The 18,362-nt window shown below is 64.4% G+C and carries 21 protein-coding genes and 1 tRNA gene; 12 read left to right on the top strand and 10 right to left on the bottom strand.

The annotated features are described in order from the left end of the window. Position 1 precedes the first annotated feature (1 nt). Positions 2 to 1,303: an ammonium transporter gene (locus QY049_RS23870; protein ID WP_258764465.1), complete on the bottom strand. Its 1,302-nt coding sequence runs from the start codon at positions 1,301 to 1,303 to the stop codon at positions 2 to 4. An 80-nt stretch (positions 1,304 to 1,383) separates the two neighbouring features. Further along, positions 1,384 to 1,722: a P-II family nitrogen regulator gene (locus QY049_RS23865; protein WP_028176997.1), complete on the bottom strand. Its 339-nt coding sequence runs from the start codon at positions 1,720 to 1,722 to the stop codon at positions 1,384 to 1,386. Positions 1,723 to 1,967: 245 nt separating this feature from the next. Between QY049_RS23865 and QY049_RS23860 the strand changes: the two genes are divergently transcribed. Beyond that, on the top strand, positions 1,968 to 2,858 hold the full coding sequence (locus QY049_RS23860; RefSeq protein WP_301269972.1) for a DUF4339 domain-containing protein: 891 nt from the start codon (positions 1,968 to 1,970) through the stop codon (positions 2,856 to 2,858). Between the two features lie 46 nt (positions 2,859 to 2,904). On the opposite strand, the gene tesB is transcribed toward QY049_RS23860, so the two are convergent. Further along, on the bottom strand, positions 2,905 to 3,768 hold the full coding sequence (gene tesB, locus QY049_RS23855; protein ID WP_194482551.1) for an acyl-CoA thioesterase II: 864 nt from the start codon (positions 3,766 to 3,768) through the stop codon (positions 2,905 to 2,907). Positions 3,769 to 3,908: 140 nt separating this feature from the next. On the opposite strand from tesB, the gene QY049_RS23850 reads away from it, so the two are divergent. After that, entirely contained in the window at positions 3,909 to 5,126 is a 1,218-nt protein-coding gene (locus QY049_RS23850; protein WP_194478816.1) for a ubiquinone biosynthesis hydroxylase, read from the top strand. A 61-nt stretch (positions 5,127 to 5,187) separates the two neighbouring features. Here the strand turns inward: QY049_RS23850 and QY049_RS23845 are convergent, their stop codons facing one another. Both QY049_RS23845 and QY049_RS23840 read right to left on the bottom strand, forming a co-directional pair. Beyond that, positions 5,188 to 5,385, bottom strand: coding sequence for a Trm112 family protein (locus QY049_RS23845; protein ID WP_194478817.1), 198 nt, complete (start codon positions 5,383 to 5,385; stop codon positions 5,188 to 5,190). Positions 5,386 to 5,441: 56 nt separating this feature from the next. Continuing rightward, entirely contained in the window at positions 5,442 to 5,972 is a 531-nt protein-coding gene (locus tag QY049_RS23840; protein WP_301269971.1) for a TetR/AcrR family transcriptional regulator, read from the bottom strand. 91 nt (positions 5,973 to 6,063) lie between these two features. On the opposite strand from QY049_RS23840, the gene QY049_RS23835 reads away from it, so the two are divergent. The 6 genes from QY049_RS23835 to QY049_RS23810 all read left to right on the top strand — a co-directional run bounded on the left by QY049_RS23835 (position 6,064) and on the right by QY049_RS23810 (position 9,644). Next, positions 6,064 to 6,414 carry a hypothetical protein gene (locus QY049_RS23835; RefSeq protein WP_258764468.1) on the top strand — a complete coding sequence of 117 codons (351 nt, stop codon included), beginning with the start codon at positions 6,064 to 6,066 and terminating at the stop codon, positions 6,412 to 6,414. A 40-nt stretch (positions 6,415 to 6,454) separates the two neighbouring features. Beyond that, the gene (locus QY049_RS23830; protein WP_258764469.1) at positions 6,455 to 7,258 is read left to right on the top strand and encodes a crotonase/enoyl-CoA hydratase family protein; all 804 of its coding nucleotides are present in this window, start codon (positions 6,455 to 6,457) and stop codon (positions 7,256 to 7,258) included. Beyond that, positions 7,243 to 7,728, top strand: a complete 486-nt coding sequence (locus QY049_RS23825; protein WP_367401199.1) for a PaaI family thioesterase — start codon at positions 7,243 to 7,245, stop codon at positions 7,726 to 7,728. Before QY049_RS23830 ends, QY049_RS23825 begins: the two co-directional genes overlap by 16 nt. A 3-nt stretch (positions 7,729 to 7,731) precedes the next feature. Next, positions 7,732 to 8,544 (top strand): SDR family oxidoreductase, encoded by an 813-nt coding sequence (locus QY049_RS23820; RefSeq protein WP_194478822.1) that lies wholly within the window; start codon positions 7,732 to 7,734, stop codon positions 8,542 to 8,544. Positions 8,545 to 8,753: 209 nt separating this feature from the next. After that, positions 8,754 to 9,032 carry a PepSY domain-containing protein gene (locus QY049_RS23815; RefSeq protein ID WP_194478823.1) on the top strand — a complete coding sequence of 93 codons (279 nt, stop codon included), beginning with the start codon at positions 8,754 to 8,756 and terminating at the stop codon, positions 9,030 to 9,032. A gap of 33 nt (positions 9,033 to 9,065) precedes the next feature. After that, complete coding sequence (locus QY049_RS23810) at positions 9,066 to 9,644, top strand: cytochrome b/b6 domain-containing protein (RefSeq protein ID WP_258764471.1); 579 nt, start codon at positions 9,066 to 9,068, stop codon at positions 9,642 to 9,644. Between the two features lie 83 nt (positions 9,645 to 9,727). Here the strand turns inward: QY049_RS23810 and QY049_RS23805 are convergent, their stop codons facing one another. Both QY049_RS23805 and trxA read right to left on the bottom strand, forming a co-directional pair. Beyond that, positions 9,728 to 10,405, bottom strand: a complete 678-nt coding sequence (locus QY049_RS23805) for an LON peptidase substrate-binding domain-containing protein (protein ID WP_258764472.1) — start codon at positions 10,403 to 10,405, stop codon at positions 9,728 to 9,730. A gap of 30 nt (positions 10,406 to 10,435) precedes the next feature. Continuing rightward, entirely contained in the window at positions 10,436 to 11,356 is a 921-nt protein-coding gene (trxA, locus tag QY049_RS23800) for a thioredoxin (protein ID WP_194478826.1), read from the bottom strand. Between the two features lie 274 nt (positions 11,357 to 11,630). Between trxA and QY049_RS23795 the strand changes: the two genes are divergently transcribed. The 4 genes from QY049_RS23795 (at position 11,631) to QY049_RS23780 (ending at position 15,213) form a co-directional block, all read left to right on the top strand. Further along, positions 11,631 to 11,705 (top strand) — tRNA-Gly (locus tag QY049_RS23795). Between the two features lie 76 nt (positions 11,706 to 11,781). After that, positions 11,782 to 12,768 carry an NAD(P)-dependent oxidoreductase gene (locus QY049_RS23790; RefSeq protein ID WP_258764473.1) on the top strand — a complete coding sequence of 329 codons (987 nt, stop codon included), beginning with the start codon at positions 11,782 to 11,784 and terminating at the stop codon, positions 12,766 to 12,768. Positions 12,769 to 13,149: 381 nt separating this feature from the next. Beyond that, a complete protein-coding gene (locus tag QY049_RS23785) occupies positions 13,150 to 14,424 on the top strand; it encodes a sorbosone dehydrogenase family protein (RefSeq protein ID WP_194478828.1) in 1,275 nt (424 codons plus the stop codon). A gap of 195 nt (positions 14,425 to 14,619) precedes the next feature. Beyond that, on the top strand, positions 14,620 to 15,213 hold the full coding sequence (locus QY049_RS23780) for a cytochrome c (RefSeq protein WP_258764474.1): 594 nt from the start codon (positions 14,620 to 14,622) through the stop codon (positions 15,211 to 15,213). Between the two features lie 79 nt (positions 15,214 to 15,292). Here the strand turns inward: QY049_RS23780 and panE are convergent, their stop codons facing one another. The 3 genes from panE to QY049_RS23765 all read right to left on the bottom strand — a co-directional run bounded on the left by panE (position 15,293) and on the right by QY049_RS23765 (position 18,340). Then, complete coding sequence (gene panE / locus QY049_RS23775; RefSeq protein ID WP_258764475.1) at positions 15,293 to 16,216, bottom strand: 2-dehydropantoate 2-reductase; 924 nt, start codon at positions 16,214 to 16,216, stop codon at positions 15,293 to 15,295. Positions 16,217 to 16,306: 90 nt separating this feature from the next. Then, complete coding sequence (locus QY049_RS23770) at positions 16,307 to 16,915, bottom strand: 2-hydroxychromene-2-carboxylate isomerase (RefSeq protein ID WP_258764476.1); 609 nt, start codon at positions 16,913 to 16,915, stop codon at positions 16,307 to 16,309. A 90-nt stretch (positions 16,916 to 17,005) separates the two neighbouring features. After that, positions 17,006 to 18,340, bottom strand: a complete 1,335-nt coding sequence (locus QY049_RS23765; RefSeq protein WP_258764477.1) for an MATE family efflux transporter — start codon at positions 18,338 to 18,340, stop codon at positions 17,006 to 17,008. Positions 18,341 to 18,362 lie beyond the last annotated feature (22 nt).

Here is an 18,362-nt window from a genome sequence, read left to right as displayed (position 1 = left end):
ATCACTGCAGCGCTTCGCCGTGCTGCGAGATATCGAGCCCTTCGAGCTCGTGCTCGCGCGAGACGCGCAACGGCACGAACAGCCCGACCAGCTTGAGCAGGATGAAGCTCACGCCCGCCGACCAGACGAAGGTGACGGCGACACCATAGAGCTGGATCAGCAATTGCTGCGGATGGCCCTCGAGCAGACCGGCCGTGCCGCCGATCGCGCTGGTCGCGAACACGCCGGCGAGCAGCGTGCCGGTCAGCCCGCCGATGCCGTGGACGCCGAACACGTCGAGCGAGTCGTCATAGTTGAAGCGGTGCTTCAGCCAGGTGCAGGCCCAGTAGCAGATGGCGCCTGCGGCGATGCCGATGACGATGCCGTGCCACGGCGCGACGAAGCCCGAGGCCGGCGTGATGGTGCCGAGGCCCGCCACTGCGCCCGAGATCATGCCGAGCACGGAGGGCTTGCGCCGCGTCGACCATTCGATCGCGCCCCAGGTCAGTGCGCCCGAGCAGGCCGCCAGATGCGTCGCGATGATCGCCATCACCGCGCGCGAATTGGCCGCGCCCGCCGAGCCGCCGTTGAAGCCGAACCAGCCGACCCACAACAGGCCGGTGCCCATCACCGCGAGCGAAAGATCGAACGGCGACAGATTTTCGGTGCCGTAGCCGTGGCGGCGTCCCATCACCTTCGCGGCGACGAGGCCGCCGGTGCCGGCCGACAGATGCACGACGAGGCCGCCGGCGAAATCCATTACGCCCATGCTGTTGAGAAAGCCGCCACCCCACACCCAATGCGCCAGCGGAATGTAGACGAAGATGAACCAGGCGACCGAGAACAGGAGATAGGCGGAGAACCGCATCCGGTCCGCGACCGAGCCCGCGACCAGCGCCACCGTGATGATCGCAAACGTCATCTGGTAGAGCATGAACAGCGCTTCCGGAATCGTCTTGGCGGCCGGGTTGACGCTGTCCATGGTCATGCCGGCGAGGAACCAGCGGTCGAGCGAGCCGAGCCAGGGGCCGTCGCCGACGAAGCACAGCGAGTAGCCGAACGCGACCCAGAGGATGGAGATGATCGTCACCGCGGCAAGACTCTGCGCCATGGTCGCGAGCACGTTCTTCTTGCGCACCATGCCGGAATAGAACAGCGCAAGGCCGGGGATCGTCATCATCAGCACCAGCGCGGTGGCGACGATCATCCAGGCGGTGTCGGCGGTGTTGATCTCCGAGGCCGCGGCGTGCGCAGGCGAGACCATGATCGACAACAATCCGAGCGGCGCAGCCATAGCGGTTACGCGGCGCAACAATCCCGCCATGTCATTTCCCCCGGCATCGTAGTGGCGTCGCACGCTTTGGCGTCGTTGCCCGGTGCGATCGAAAAAGGCTTATTCAAATTTCAGAGTGCATCGCTGTCGGTTTCGCCGGTGCGGATGCGCAGCGCGTGATCGATCGGCGTGACGAAGATCTTGCCGTCGCCGATCTGCCCGGTGCGGGCGGTCGCGGTGATCACGCTCACGGCCTTGTCGGCGACGTCGGAGGCGACTGCGATCTCGATCCGCAGCTTGGGCAGGAAGTTCACGACATATTCCGCGCCACGATAGATCTCGGTGTGACCCTTCTGGCGGCCATAACCCTTCACCTCGGTCACCGTCATGCCGTGGACGCCGATCGCCGTCAGGGCCTGGCGGACCTCATCGAGCTTGAAGGGTTTGATGATCGCGACGACAAGTTTCATGGTCAGGCCTATTCCCCGGGATGCGCGGCGCCGCATGTCCCCGGCGCCGCGTCAATCTGGCATCTTTCCGGGCAAATGGCACAAAAAACTTGCAGATTGAAGCGGAAAAACGTTTGCCGGAGGTCGGTCATGTGAACGGCCGCCTCTGTACAGGGCAATGTTTCATCCCTCACAATGCGTTTTTGGCATGGATGCGGTGAACCCGCGCCTGCCGAACGGTACATAAGTATTTTGGGGGGCGTTTCATGGCGAGTTGGTTCTACGCATCCGAGGGCAAGCAGCAGGGGCCCTATCCGGAAGGGCAATTCCGCGATCTGATCGCGCAAGGGATCGTGCACCCCGATACGCTGGTGTGGTCCGAGGGCATGGCCGGCTGGCAGAAGGCCGCCGAAATTCCAGGTCTCATGTCGGGTGGCGGCGCGCCGCCGATCGTTCCTGCCGGAGGCCCGCCGATGATGGGCGGCGGGGGCTATGCAGGCAGCGGCAGCGCTGCCGGCGGATCGCTGTCGATCGATTTCGGCATCATCGACTTCACCTGGCGAACGCTCGCGCTCCTGATCGGCTCGTGCTTCATCATCCCGATCCCGTGGCTGTTCGTCTGGTACACGAAATGGATCGTGTCCTGCGTGACGGTGCCGGGGCGGCCGAACCTCTCCTTCACCGGCACCGCGATGACGGTCGTGCCCTGGTTCCTCGGCTTCTTCGTTCTGGCCGTCGTCGTCGGCTATAGCGGCGTCCAGGTGCTGAACTTCGTGCTCTTCATCGTCGAGATCGTGCTCTACTGGATGCTGATCAAGTGGATGGTCGCCAACATCGCCTCCAACGGGCAGGGGCTCGGCCTCAGCTTCACCGGCTCGATCTGGGGCTATATCGGCTGGAATCTGCTGTTCGCGGTGTCCATGATCACCATCATCGGATGGGCCTGGGTCGCCGCCGCCCAGCTGCGCTGGATGTATCGCAACATCGAGGGCACGCGCCGGGAGATCGTCTTCAAGGGCAGCGGCCTCGGGATTCTCTGGCGCGGAATCGTGGCTGCGATCCTGAGCAGCCTCATCATCCCGATTCCGTGGGTCTATCGCTGGATCATGAACTGGTTCGCATCGCAGACCGAGCTCGTACCGCGCCGTTCGATGTAAGCACGATCAGAGCACCTCGAGCGCGCTGAATTCGCGCTCGAGGTTATCAGCTCCGCCGCTCGCGCACGGAGCCTTCCTGCGCGACGGAGGCGACCAGCGTGCCGTCGGGCTTGAAGATCGAGCCGCGCGTCAGGCCGCGGCCGCCTCGCGCGCTCGGCGAATCCTGTGCGTAGAGCAGCCATTCGTCGGCGCGGAACGGGCGGTGAAACCACATCGCGTGGTCGAGGCTCGCCGGCATCATGCGCTTGTCGAACAGCGTGCGGCCATAGCGTGCCATGATCGCATCCAGCAGCGAGAAGTCCGACGCATAGGCCAGCGCGCACATGTGCAGCGCCGGATCGTCGGGCAGCGTCGCTGCCGTCTTGATCCAGACATGGATGCGGCCGTCCTCGATCTTCTGGCCGAAATAGCGGCCGAGCTCGACCGGGCGCAGTTCGATCGGCCGGTCGGATTCGTAGTAGCGGCGGATGAAATCGGGCATCTCGCGGAACATCGGCTGCTTCGCCACCTCCTCCGCGGTCAGTTTTTCCGGCGGCGGCACGTCGGGCATCTTGTCCTGGTGGTCGAACGCGCTCTCTTCCTCTGCATGGAACGACACCATGATCGAGAAGATCGCATTGCCGTGCTGGATCGCGGTGACGCGGCGCGTCGAATAGCTCTTGCCGTCGCGCAGACGCTCGACCTGGTAGATGATCGGGATCTGCGGATCGCCCGGCAGGATGAAATAGCAATGCAGCGAATGCGGCAGCCGGCCTTCGACGGTGCGGCAGGCCGCCACCATCGCCTGTCCGATCACCTGGCCGCCGAACACCCGCTGCCAGCTCGTCTTCGGGCTGTTGCCGCGGAACAAATTCACCTCGAGCTGTTCGAGGTCGAGGATCGAAATCAGGTCGATCAGGCTTTTGGACATGGAATCCAGCTTTCGCATCGTCATTCCAGCTGCGCTGCTCCGGAATGACACAATGGGGGCGTTCCGCCCTTGTTTCACCGCACTGTTTCGCCCACCTCAAGTCTGCTAGCAAGACCCGAGAACTGGCCGGGAAATTTCGTATGTCACAGAGCAGCATAGTCATTGGCGGCGGCGCGTTTGCGGGCCTCGCGCTCGCTTTGGCGCTGCGCCAGGGGCTCGGCCCCGAGATTCCCGTCATCGTCGCCGATCCGGCGCTCAGCTCGCGGCCGAGCCGCGATCCCCGTGCGACCGCGATCGTCGCGGCCTGCCGCCGGCTGTTCGAAGCGCTCGGCGCCTGGGACGACGTCAGCGCCGAGGCGCAGCCGATCCTCGACATGGTCGTCACGGATTCGAAGCTCGAGGACGCCACGCGTCCGGCGTTCCTGAATTTCGCCGGCGATGTCGCGCCCGGCGAGCCCTTTGCGCATATGGTCGAGAACCGCCGCCTGATCGATGCGCTGGTGGTCCGCGCCGAAGCAGCCGGCATCGATCTGCGCGCAACTGTCGTTGCGTCCTACGACGCAAGTGCGGACGGCGTTGAGGTGACGCTCGGCGACGGGAGCAGGATTGCTGCAAGCCTGCTGGTCGCTGCCGATGGCGCGCGGTCGAAACTGCGCGAGCGGGCCGGCATCGCCACCCACGGCTGGGAATACGATCAATCCGGCATCGTCGTCACCGTCGGTCATGAGCGCGATCACGAGGGCCGTGCCGAAGAGCACTTTCTGCCCGCGGGGCCGTTCGCGATTTTGCCGCTGACCGGCAAGCGTTCGTCGCTGGTGTGGACCGAGCGCCGAGCCGAGGCCGCGCGCATCATTGCGCTCAGCGACGTAGAATTCCACGCCGAGCTCGAGCAGCGTTTCGGTCTGCATCTCGGCGAGATCAAGGCGCTCGACAAGCCGCGCGCGTTCCCGCTGTCCTATTTCGTGGCGCGCTCCTTCGTCGCCGAGCGCCTTGCGCTGGTCGGCGATTCCGCGCACGTCATCCACCCGATCGCGGGCCAGGGCCTCAACATGGGGCTGAAGGACGTCGCCGCACTGGCTGAGGTCGTGGTCGATGCCGCGCGGCTCGGCATGGATATTGGCGGTGCCGACGTGCTCGAGCGCTACCAGCGCTGGCGCCGCTTCGACACCATGGCGATGGGCGTCGCCACCAACTCGCTGAACTTCCTGTTCTCGAACGAGTCGACCCTGCTGCGCTCGTTGCGCGACATCGGACTCGGCATCGTCGACCGCACCCCGCCGCTGAAGAACCTCTTCATCCGCCAGGCCGCGGGACTGACCGGCGAGATTCCGCGGCTGTTGAAGGGCGAGGCGCTGTAGCAAAAGGCGCCGCTGCAAACTCCGCTCGTTGTCCCGGCCTTCGCCGGGACGACAGCTTCCCTCAATCGATCTTCCTTGCCTCTTCCGGCAGCATGATCGGGATGCCGTCGCGGATCGGATAAGCGAGCTTGGCGCTGCGCGAAATCAGCTCCTGCTTGGCCGAATCGAATTCCAGCGGACCCTTGGTCAGCGGGCAGACCAGGATCTCCAGCAGTTTGGGATCGACGCTGTTTTCGGCACGTTCGGTCGGCGCGTTCATGGGGGTCTCCGGCATTCGCCTGCCTCTAACACAGAAATTCGCGGTCGCCCATCATCTCAGCCCGAGACCATCTTCTGGATCTCGTCGAGCAGGCCCTGGAGCCGCGCGGCCGGCACCGGCGCGGCCGAGAGTGCGAAGCCGAGAAACGTCCAGTACAGGACCTGCGCACGCGCCTGCGCGGCGGCTTCGGAGAGCCCGCGTCGTTCCAGCAGCGCCTCGATATAGTCGAGCCGGCGGCGGTCGATGGCGCGGACCGCCGCCTGCGCCGCCGGATCGAACGCCGCCCAGTTGCGCACTGCGCGCTCCAGCTCGAGCCGGGCGCCAAAGGTTCGGCGCAGCAGCGCCTTCAGCGGCTCGTCGCTGTCGGCCTCGACACCCGCGATGATCTCTTCGGCCGCGATCTCGCGCCAGCGTTTCAGTATCGCCGCGTGGAACGCGCCGAGATCGGCGAAATGCCAGTAAAAACTGCCGCGCGAGACACCCATGGCCTTTGCCAGGGGATCGGCCTTCAGCGCGGTGAAGCCGCTTTTGGTGAGCGCCTTGATGCCCTGGCTGATCCAGTCGTCGGCGGAGAGCTGTTCGGTCATGTCGGGTTCCGAAATCCCGACCATACACTAGTGTATTGACAGCCGGCGCGCCAGCGCCTATTTCACCATACACAGATGTATGGAGGTGATGATGCGTGATCTCTTGCTGCAGTGCGCCGGCGTCGGAGCCGTCATCGTGGCGTTGATCCATGGCATCCTCGGCGAGACCAAGGTCTTTCCCCGCGCCACCATCGAGCCCGAACGGCTCCGCACCCTGATCCGCCTGGTCTGGCAGGCCTCGACCGTCGCCTGGATTGGCTGCGGCGTGTTGCTGGTCGTCACGCCCTGGATGGAGTCGGCGCTCGCACGCCACTGGATCGTCATCATCATGGCTTGCGTGTTCGGCCTCTCCGCCTGCGCCAATGCATGGGCGACGCGCGGTCGCCACTTCGGCTGGATGGCGCTGAGCGTGGTCGTGGTGATGGCGATCGCAGGCTACTGATCGTCGCAACGGCAGCCACGCATTCAAGCGGAGTGACGCCATGGAAGATCGTGTTCGGCTGACCATCGTGGATGACGTGGCCCATGTCCGGCTCAATCGCCCGGACAAGATGAATGCCCTCGACCCCGCGATGTTCGAAGCCCTCATTGCAGCCGGCACGGAGCTCGGTCCACGCAAGGATGTCCGCGCCGTCGTTCTGTCCGGTGAGGGGCGGGCGTTCTGCGCCGGCCTCGATCTGGATCGGCTTCTCGCGACGACGCGAGGCGAATCCCTGATCCCGTCCGTCGACCTGACGCAGCGAAGCCACGACATGGCAAACTACGCGCAGCATCTGGTCTGGCTCTGGCGCGAGCTGCCGGTACCCGTCATCGCCGCGGTCCATGGCGTCGCCCTCGGCGGCGGCTTCCAGCTCGCGCTCGGTGCGGACCTTCGCTATCTGGCGCCGGCGACGAAGCTTGGCGTCATCGAGGCCGGATGGGGTCTGGTGCCCGACATGGCCGGCACCCAATTGATGCGTCACCTCGCACGCGAGGATGTCGTGCGCGAGCTGACCTATACCGGCCGCGTGTTCTCGGCGGGCGAAGCGCTGGCCTATGGATTCGCGACGGGACTGGCCGACGATCCAGTATCGGCGGCATTGGAGGTCGCACGCGAGATCGCCGGCCGCAGCCCGGACGCCGTTCGCGCCGCCAAGCGTCTGCTCAATCTCGCCGCGACCTCGGACGTCGCCACCGGTCTTGCCGCCGAGACCGCCGAGCAGGCCGCACTGCTCGGCACTCCCAATCACGTCGAGGCCGTGCGCAGCAATCTCGAAAACCGCGCACCGCGATGGAGCCAGGCATGAGCGCCCAAAGCTTCGGTGTCCAAAGCTTCGGTGTCCAAGGGTTTGATCTCCAAGCTCTCCGGGCAGTCAATTCGTCTGCCGCCTTCAATCGCAAGGCGGAGTTTGATGTCGCTGCGGCCGGTCGTGGCGAAGCAACGATCCGAATGACATGGCACGACGATTTCGCCCAATATTCCGGACACCTCCACGCCGGCATGATCGCAGCCCTTCTCGACACCGCTTGCGGCTTTGCCGCCGCGACGCTGGTCGGCCCGGTTACTGCATCGCATTTCGCGATGAACTGTCTCAGGCCGGCGATCGGCCGTCATTTCATCGCCAGGGGGACGACGGTGCGCGCCGGACGCCGGCAAGTGTTCGCGCGTGCCGAGCTGCTGGCGGCCGATGAGCAGGACCAACTGTCCCTCGTCGCAACCGGAGAAACCGTGCTCGTTCCTACCGGCGGACCATCGAGCAGGATTGACGGGAGCTGAAGCATGACGCTGACACTCGTCACCGGAGGCACGGGTCATCTCGGCCGTGACATCGTCGATCGCCTCGTTCGCGACGGGCATCGTGTCCGGCTGTTTGCACGCGCCCGAGGTACGCGGCCGGACGTCGAATGGGCCATCGGCGATCTTGCCACGGGCGCTGGCTTGTTCGACGCCTTGAACGATGTCGACACGGTCATCAACGCGGCGACGCATTCGCCGATCGCGCGGCGCGGCGGCGTTCGGCCGGTCGATTTCTTCAAATCGCCTTCGGCGGTGGACGTCGACGGAACGGAGCGTTTGCTGTCGCTCTGCGAGCAGCAATCCATCCGGCACTTTCTGCATGTGTCGATCGTCGGTCTCGATGACGCGACATTGCCGTATGCACGGGTCAAGCTGGCCGGGGAAAAGCTGGTTCGCGCCTCCAGCCTGCCGTGGTCCGTCGTTCGTGCAATGCCATTCTACTATCTGCTCGATAAGATGCTTGCGGGCCTCGCCTGGCTTCCGCTGTGGCCGATGCCGACGACGTCCTTCAATCCCGTCGATACCAGCGATGTCGCCGATCACGTCGTCGCCTGCGCCTTCGACGGGATGTCTGGCGAGCGCACGGAGATCGGCGGCCCTGAAGACCTCGGCGTCGCCGCGCTCGCCGGCCAGTATCGGGATGCGCGAGGGCTGCATCGAAAAATACTCCCGATACCGATGTCCGAGGCAAAGGCGCGCGGCATGGGCTTTGTCGTCAGCCGGGGCGTGCGTGGGCGGCTCGCATGGGCGGAATGGCTGCAACGCCGCTATTCCGGCACGCACCACGCCGCCTAGCGGAGTCCGCAACGCTCGCGGACGAATCCGGCCGTGAGGCTTAAGGCCGCAGCGCGCCGCCAAACACGCGTTGCGCGCGGAGCGCGCTGATGTTTTGGCGACGGTTAGAATATCTCTAACGCCGCACTGATCCGAACCCCGATTGACTTCACGGCGTCCCTGGCTTCCTTCGGCCCGCGTTTCGCGCACACGACACAGAGGAGATATCAGTGAGAGTCATTCGTGTTCTTGCCGTCGCACTGACGGTCGGGATCGGCATGGGGTCGACGGCGATGGCCGACGGTTTCAAGGATTGCACCAAGCTCGACAAGGCGTCTTGGAAGCCGGCGGGCGATGCCGAAGCCAAGGCCAAGGCCGCGGGTTATGAGGTGCGCCGCTCCAAGATCGAAGGCTCCTGCTATGAGGTCTATGGCGTCAAGGAAGGCAAGCTCTACGAGCTGTTCTACAGCCCGGAAGATCTCAGCCTGAAGCACACGATCGCCAAGTAAGGCTGTGCGCCAAGGTGTGAGGGTGGTCCCGTCTTGAACGACAAAGCGGTGCTAGACGTGCGCGGGGTGTCCGGTCGGACCCCCGCGGATAGAACGGTCGCGGTGTGGGACCTTCCGTTGCGCCTCTGGCACTGGGCTCTCGCAGCGTGCGTCTTGACCGCGTGGTTCACGCCGACCGTCCATGACAGGCTTCACCGCATCGTCGGTTATATCGTCATCGCGCTGCTCGCCTTCCGTCTGGTCTGGGGCTTCCGGGGCAGCCGCTACTCGCGCTTTCGCATGACCGGCGTCAGGCTTCGCGCCGCGCCCTCCTATCTCTGGAATCTGCGCCGCGGCATCACCGGCCGCTATATCGGGCTCAATCCCGCCGGCACGTTGATGCTGGTGGCGCTGCTGCTGTCACTCGCCGTCTCGGCGATCACCGGCGCGCTGTCGGTCACAGTCACATTCTTCGGCGTCTGGTGGATCGAGGACACGCATGCTTGGGCATCGGACGCAGTCATCGTCCTCGTCGTGCTGCATTTCGTCGGCGTGGTGGCGATGGGCCTGCTTCAGCGCGAGAACCTGATCCGCGCGATGATTACCGGCCGCAAGCGCATTCGCCGTCATTAGCGAAGTTGGTTTGCACCGCTCGCGCGGCGGGCTGGGTAACCTCTCCCGCAAGCAAGCGGGAGAGCGAGCACACCGTCCCTGTGTCACTGCAACGGCGGATCGCCGCTGGTGCGCTTCTTGGCGAGGTCCATCTCGGTCACCGCGATCAGGATCTCGGCGCGGGTCTTCAGATCAGGCGCTTCCAGCATCGCCTGCTTCTCCGCCGGGCCATAGGGCGACATCATCGCGAGAGCATTGACCAGCGCCTCGTTGGGGGCGCTCTCGACGCCTTCCCAGTCGACCTTGAGATTGTTGGCCTTCAGGAAATCCGCCAGCGCCACCAGCAGCGCCTCGCGGTTGACCTCGTCCTCGCCGAGCCGCGCCTTGAAGTCGTCGGTGAAGGCGAAGAAATCGACCTTGCACTGCCGGTAGGCGGTCAGCACCTCCAGCTCCTCGAGCACCCTGAAGCGCGCAACACCGGTCAGTTCGAGGATGTAGCGGCCGTCGCCGGATTCGGCGAACTGGGTGATGCGGCCGACGCAGCCGACGCGGAACAGTGCCGGCTTGTCGGAATTTTTCGGCGAATGCGCCACGTCAGGCTGGATCATGCCGATCAGGCGATGACCGTCGCGAAAGCAATCGTCGACCATCGCCAGATAGCGCGGCTCGAAGATGTTGAGCGGCATCTGGCCGCGTGGCAGCAGCAGGGCGCCCGGCAGCGGAAACACCGGAATGATTTCCGGAAGGTCGGCGGGGCCGCGATATTCGATGTTGATCGGCATCTGGTCCCCGCGTGGATTTGCGACCCGCGCTTACGAAAACAGGATCGTCGACAAGCGCTTGCGACCCTCGACGGTTGCATCATCCGTGCCGCCCCAGGCCTCGAAGAACTGCACCAGCTGCTTGCGGGCGCCGTCGTCGTTCCATTTGCGGTCGCGCTTGACGATCGCGAGCAACTGCTCGGTGGCGGCGGTGCGATCACCCTTCGCGTTCAGCGCGGTGGCGAGGTCGAACCGCGCCTGATGATCCAGCGGGTTTGCGGCGACTTTCTGTTCCAGTTCAGCGATGGGGCCGAGTTGCTCGGCCTGCTCGGCGAGATCGATCGCGGTCTGCACCGCCTTCACGGCGGGGTCGTTGCGCTTGGATTCCGGCACCATGGCCAGCGTCTGCTTGGCCTGCTCCATCGCGCCGGAGACGGCGTAGCATTTGGCGAGGCCCGCGAGCGCCGCGATGTTGGTGGCGTCATGCTGGAGGGCTTCGGCATAGATCTGCGCGGCGGCCGCAGCGTCGCCCTCGGCGAGCACCGCATCGGCTTCCTGCACGATCTCGGCGACGTTGACCTCGCCTGGCGCGGTGACGCCCTTGGTCAGCTTCTCGATGAAGGCGTTGAGCTGGCTCTCGGGCACCGCGCCCATGAAGCCGTCGGCGGGCTGGCCGTTGACGAAGGCGATCACGGCTGGGATCGACTGGATGCCCATCTGGCCCGGGATCGCCGGATGCTGGTCGATGTTCATCTTGACCAGCTTGACCTTGCCCTTGGCTGCCCGGACCGCCTTCTCCAGCACGGGGGTGAGCTGCTTGCACGGGCCGCACCACTCCGCCCAGAAGTCGATCAGCACCGGCTGGCGCTTCGATTCCTCGATGACGTCCTTCACGAAGGTCTGGGTGGTGGTGTCCTTGATCAGATCGGCCGCAGCCGGGCCCGCTCCGTTACCCTGGTCGATGATCGTCACGGGATCCCCTCGTCTGATGTCTGGAATGGCGGGTCTTTAGCACGTCGCCATCACATATGCTTCGTTTCAGGCCCTAAAATTGGGCCGGGACGGCCGAATTTCAATCCATCGCAGCCGATTCGCCGGTTCCGGGTCATTTTCGGTCGATTTGGCCGCCTCGGAGCGCATATTGGGGCTCCGAAAGCGAGATGATGCTGCCGGTAGCTGTTGCATTCGCCTCCCGCTTTTGGCATACGACAGCCGTTGCCGGCGCGTCACGCGACCGACACAGGATGCGGGTGTAGCTCAGTGGTAGAGCACGACCTTGCCAAGGTCGGGGTCGAGGGTTCGAGCCCCTTCGCCCGCTCCAATTTTTCCCAGAGCATCCAGCCCAATCAGGTCAGTCCGTGGTTCTCCACGCCGCTGGCGGCTGGCTTGGGTCTTCAATGACAATTCTGGTCACCGGCAGCGCCGGCCACCTCGGGGAGGCCATTCTGCGGACGCTTCGGCGCCGCGCGTCGCCTGCGCGCGGGGTTGATCTGAAGGCTTCGCCCTTCACCAGCGCCGTGGGCTCGATCGTCGATCCCACCTTCGTCCGGGCGCAGATGGACGGCGTCACGGCCGTGATCCACACCGCGACGCTGCACAAGCCGCATGTGGCGACCCACAGCAAGCAGGCCTTCGTCGACACCAATGTCACCGGGACACTCAATTTGCTCGAGGCGGCGGTCGCGGCCGGCGTGGCGAGCTTCGTCTTCACCAGCACCACCAGCGCGTTCGGTTCGCAGCTTCGGCCCGAAGCCGGGCAGGCGGCGGTTTGGGTTACCGAGGAGCTGCCGTCGGTGCCGAAGAACATCTACGGCGCCACAAAGCTGATGGCGGAAAATCTGTGCGAGCTGTTCTTTCGCGAGAGGGGCTTGCCGGTCGTGGTGTTGCGAACCTCGCGCTTCTTTCCGGAGGATGATGACGATCCCGCCATGCGGTCAGCCTACCCGCTCGACAACGCGCAGGCCAACGAGCTGCTCTATAGACGGCTGGATATAGCGGATGCGGTCAGTGCGCATCTGCTCGCCGTCGCGCGCGCGGGCGAGATCGGCTTCGGCCGTTACATCGTCTCGGCGACCAGCCCGTTTGGAAGACACCACCTCGCCGCGCTCGCCCGTGACGCCGCCGGCCTCCTGCGCGAGCTGTATCCGGATTGCGCGCAGCTCTATGCCGCGCGCGGCTGGCGGCTCTTCCCCGGGATCGACCGCGTCTATGTCAATGAGCGCGCACAGCGCGAGCTCGGATGGCATCCTGAATTCGATTTCGCCCATGTGCTGGCGAGCCTTCGCGCCGGCTCCGATTTTCGCAGCGCCCTGGCGCGCGAGGTGGGAGCGAAGGGCTATCACGACATGCGGTTCGACGATGGGCCGTACCCCGTCGCCAAATAGGCGCCGCTTTTGTCAATTCGCACGATGAATCAGGCGCGTGGCTCGAGTCACCGCGCTCCGTCAGGCCTTCGCCGTTCTACTGTGCATGGGGTTGTTTTCGCGGTTTTGCGTTGGTCTTCCTTTTCCTGCTCGCAAATGAGGCGCGCGCCATCTCGATTCCGCGTTGCAGCGAGGACGTTGTCATCGCCGCATGCGACGATGTGAGACGATCCGTCTCAATTTTTACGGAGCGCAATCACGGCGCATGCGACGCGCTTTTCACCGCTCGCAGATGTGCTAACCTTTTTGCGTCTGCCACCTCGGCAGACTCCGAACTTCGCCTACTCACAGAGCAAAACAAAGAACGTGCAGCCCTGACGGCTGCCTTAGGGGAGTGACGCGATGAAATCGATGATCCATCGGTCCGTGTTGGCGCTTGCAGCGGTTGCCCTTCTTGCCGGGACAAGTGCAGTCAGCGCGCAACAGCAGGACAAGAACCGTGCCCTGAAGAAGTACGAATCCGGCACCAAGGAATTCTGGACCCATCCGCCGGATGACTGGTTCCTCGGCGACGAGACCGAAGCGCAGAAGGGCCTCGCTCCGCCCTCGGGCCCGCCGACCGGCGCCTCCGACGCCGAGCTCGCCAACATCATCAAGAAGGTGAAGCTTCCGGCGGGCTTCAAGATGGAGGTCTACGCCTCCGGCGTGCTGGCCGCGCGGCAGATGGCCTGGGGCGACAAGGGCACGCTGTTCGTCGGCTCGTTCGGCCTCGGCAACGTCTATGCCATCAAGGACAATGGCGGGAAGAAAGAGGTCAAGACCATCCTCAAGGGGCTGAACATGCCCACGGGTCTGGCCGTCAAGGATGGTGCGCTCTACGTCATCGCGGTCGACAAGCTGATCCGCTACGACGACATCGAGAACAAGCTCGACAATCCCGGCCAGGGCAAGGTCGTCTATGACGACATGCCGTCCTATGCCGCGCATGGCTGGAAGTACATCGCCGTCGACAAGGAAGGCTGGTTCTACATTCCGTTCGGACCGCCCTTCAACATCGGCATTCCGCCGACCAGCGTCTCGCAGATCCGGCGCGTCGATCCCAAGACCGGCAACGCCGAGATCTACGCGCTCGGCGTTCGCAACTCGGTCGGCGGCGACGTCGATCCGCGCACGGGCAAGTACTGGTTCACCGAGAACGCACGTGACTGGGTCAGCGACGATCTGCCGAGCGACAAGCTGAACATGATCTCCAGGCTCGGCGAGCATTTCGGCTATCCCTACTGTCACCAGGGCGACCTTCCCGATCCGAAGTTCGCGATGGGCCACAAATGCTCCGAGTTCACGCCGCCCGTGCTGAACCTCGGCGCTCACGTCGCTCCGCTCGGCATGAAGTTCTATACCGGCGACCAGTTCCCCGCCGAGTACAAGAACAACATCCTGATCGCCGAGCACGGCTCCTGGAATCGTCACAAGTACCAGGGCGCCCGCATCATGCGCGTGATCGTCGGACCCGACGGCAAGAACGCCAAGCAGGAGGTGTTCGCCTCCGGCTGGATCGAGGGTGATCAGGGCTATCTCGGCCGCCCCGACGACATCATCCTCGCCAAGGACGGCTCGATCCTCGTCGCCGACGACTGGGCCGGCGCGATCTATCGTATCAGCTACAGCAAGAAGTAGCGCGACGTGACAGAGAGGCTGCGGTGGCCATGAAGCGGCCGCAGCCTCGTTCATTTGAAAGTCTCACTGTCGTTCCGGATTGCGCGCCACCTGCGTGCAAGTGCGGAACCCATGCCCACGAGCGGGGGTTATGGATTCCGGGCTCGTGCTCCGCACGCCCCGGAATGACGCGTTCGACAGATCGGAATCCTCACGATGCGCCGGCAATTCATCTCGCACGCAATCAGCGCGATGGCGCTCGTCACGCTCGGCTTTCTTCCGGCAGATGCCGCCGACAACGCCGCCCTCCAGGAGAAGGCGGCCGTGTGCTCCGGCTGTCACGGCGAGAACGGGATCTCGCAGACCGAAAACATCCCCTCGTTGGCAGGCCAGCCCGATCAATTCCTGCAATGGCAGCTCGTGTTCTTCCGCGCCGGCTCGCGCAAGAACGAGCAGATGCAGCCGATTGCCGAGCAAATCCCCAACGAGGACGTCCGCAGCCTCGGCGCCTATTTCGCGGCCATGACGCCGCCGAAACCAGCCGAGGACCGGGATCCGGACCTGTCGAAAAAGGGTGCGCAAGTGGCCGTCGGCCGCCGCTGCGCCTCGTGCCATACCGATAGCTTTGCCGGCACCAAGGCCGTCGCGCGACTCGCAGGGCAGCGCGAGGAATATTTGGTGAAAGCGCTGCACGACTACAAAAGCAGCCAGCGCGTCGGCGGCGGCGTCGCCGCAATGGCCGATGTCGCCTATCACATGAGCGACGAGGAAATCACCGCCGTCGCCCACTATCTGGCGTATTTCAAATAGCGCTGTACGGAGCCGCAAACCCTACTGTCGTCCCGGACAAGCCAAGCGTAGATCCGGGATGACGATCGAGTGAGAGGCCCTACCCCGCCCGTTGCTTCTCATACGCCTTGAGATGCGTATACGCGATGCGCAGCTTCGGCACCGGCACCTTGGCGGCATCGGCGCGCACGATGAGGTCGCCGATCACGTGATCGGCCTCGACCGGGAAGCCGGCCTTGATGTCGCGGAACATCGAGGCCGTCATCGGTGAGCCCTCGGTGGTGAGGTTGCCCTTGACGCGCTCGAAGAACGGTCCACCCGGCGGGTAGCCCGACGCGGTCGCGATCGCGCTGGTCTCGTCCAGCATGCCGAGCAGGAAGTCCCGGCCACCGGGCGCGGCGAGGATGTTGCCGACGGACGTGCGCATCAGGCTGGTGGAGGCCGCAAGCGAGGAGAGGAACACCCACTTCTCCCACATGTCCTGCATGATGTTCTGGCTGGCGGTGGCGCCGACAATGCCGCTCTTGAAGGCCTCGTCGATCGCCTTGACGCGGTCCGACATCGTGCCGTCGCGCTCGCCATAATTGATCGACTGCATCGGCTGTAGCTGCACCACCTCGCGCTTCTCGTTGAGGGTGGCAGCGATGGCGCAGAGGCCGCCGAGCACGCGCTCCTTGCCGAACCTCTGGTCGAGCGTGTCGAGATGCTTCATGCCATTGAGCATCGGGATGATCGCAGTGTTCGGCCCGACCGCCGGCGCAAACGACTTGATGGCGTCGTCGAGGTCGAATGCCTTGCAGCTCAGCAGCACGACGTCGAACTGGTCCTTGATCGCGTCGGCCTGCACGGTCGGCGGATTCTTCAAGGTCACGTCGCCATTCGGGCTCTTGAGGACGAGGCCGTCTTTGGCGAGCTCGCTGGCGCGCTTGGGGCGGACCAGGAAGGTCACGTCGCGGCCAGCCTGCAACAGCCTGCCACCAAAATAGCCGCCGATGGCGCCGGCGCCGACCACGAGGATACGCATGGGGAGGTCCTTGTTGTTGCTTCTTTCGTCGTCCTGGCTAAAGCCAGGACGACCTCGACGAGACTACTAGCTTTCCGGGAGATGCAGGAATCACTTCTCCAGCACCATCTCCTCGACCTCACGCAGCTGCTCCTTGCCGAAGAACATCTCGTTGCCGACGAAGAAGGTCGGCGAGCCGAAGGCGCCGCGTGCGACCGCCTCCTCGGTGTTCTTGATCAGCTTGGCCTTCACGTCGGGCTCCTGGGCGCGCGCGAACAGCTTCTGGGCGTCGAGCCCCGAGGACGCCAGCGCTTTTGCGGCGACTTCAGGATCGTCCATTTTCTTCGGCTCGCGCCACATATGATGGAAGGCGGCATCGACATATTTCTCGAACACGCCCTCGGCTTGCGCCGCGATTGCCATGCGCATCAGGTTCAGCGTGTTGACGGGGAAGTTGGGATTGAACACGTAAGGCTGGACCTTGAAGCGCTTGAGAAAGCGTTCGGTCTCGACCTGCTGGAATTCGCGCTTGTTCTTGATGCCGGCCAGCGTCTCCGCCGGCGACTTGTTGTTTGTCGACTTGAAGATACCGCCGAGCAGGATCGGCACATATTCGAACTTGACGCCGATGCGCTGCTCGATCGCCGGGATCGCCAGGTGGCTCAGATAGGCATTCGGGCTGCCGAAATCGAACAGGAATTGCGGGGCTGTGCGGGTCAAGTTCGTTCTCCCTGATGTCGCTTTCGAGTCATTGTGGCGCAGCGCGCGGCGCAGGTCCACCGTTTAATGATGGTCATAATATCTTGACGATCAGACCAGGCGCTTGATCGCCCGCTTGCGCCACACCAGAAGGTAATAGCCCATCTGCAAAACGAACATGGCGCAGAATACGATCGGATAGGCGGCCCACACGCCGCTGAGGCCGATCGTGCGGCTGAGGATCACCGCCGACGGCAGCTCGATCGCGAGAATCGCGAAGATCGACAGCAACATCGGTGTCATTGCGACGCCGGCGGCCCGCATCGCGCCGGAGAACGTCGTCGCAAGGCCGAACGGCACCGAGCTCCACAAGGCGACGAAGAGCAATCCTTTCGCCAGATCGAGCACGGCGCGGTCGGTGATGAAGATGCCCAGAACGGCGCGTGGTGCGAGATAGATCAACGCCACCAACCCGCCGGTCAGCACGAGGTTGAGCGCCAGGCCCGTGCGAACAATGCCGTCGAGGCGCGCCCGGTCGCCGCCGCCGACTGCCTGCGCGCCGAGGATCGAGACCGCAATCGAAATCGACATCGCCGTGAACTGCGTGTAGCCCATCACCTGGTTGACCGCACCGTAAGCCGCGGTGGCGTCGGAGCCGAAGCCGTTGACGAGACCAAGCAATACCAGCTCGGCAATCGCCATCACGACCATGCCGACCGCGCTCGGCAAACCGATGCCGAGGATCTGTCCGATCACCGCGCGATTGAGCCGCACATGGCGCAGCAGCGCGACGTCCGGCGCGAGCGCGTGCTGCTTCCGCAGCAGATAGGCCGCCAGCACGATCAGCGTTACCGTGTTGGCGATTGCGGCGGCCCAGGCGGGGCTGGTGATGCCGACGGTACCAAGGATCAGCATTGGCGTCAGGATCAGGCCGATCGCCGTCGACAATGCCAGAGCCAGCAACGGCGTCACTGTATCGCCGACGCCTCTGATCATCGCCGTCGTCAGCAGGAAGACGAAGCCGAGCGGCATCGTCAGCAGCATGATGCGCGCGTAACGGCTCGCCTGGTCGAGAATGTCCGCGGGCGTCGCGAGCAGCATCATCAGTTGCCGGCTGAACAGGCCCCCGACCAATCCCACCGAGATCGAGAGCAGCAAGCCGACCGCGAGCGTCGTGCCGGCGACGATCTTGATCCTGTCGTGCTTGCCCGCGCCAAAGGCCTGGCCGATCAGCACGGTGGCGCCGGTGCTCAATCCCATGACGAAGGCGAACAGGAAGAAGAACACCGGAAAGAAGGTCGAGACCGCAGCGAGTGCGTCCACGCCGATCATCTGGCCGAGATAGACATTGCTGACGGTGCCGAACAGCGACTGCAGCGCGTTGCTCAGCATGAGCGGTGTGAGGAAGCGCAGAAAAGTTCGCCAGAGCGGCTTCGGAGCGGACATGGGTTTGCCTTTCATCGGAGCG

The organism is Bradyrhizobium sp. WYCCWR 13022, assembly GCF_030435535.1.
Classification (GTDB): domain Bacteria; phylum Pseudomonadota; class Alphaproteobacteria; order Rhizobiales; family Xanthobacteraceae; genus Bradyrhizobium.
Note: the sequence above shows the minus strand (reverse complement) of the source record. Positions and strands in the feature narration are given on the sequence as shown.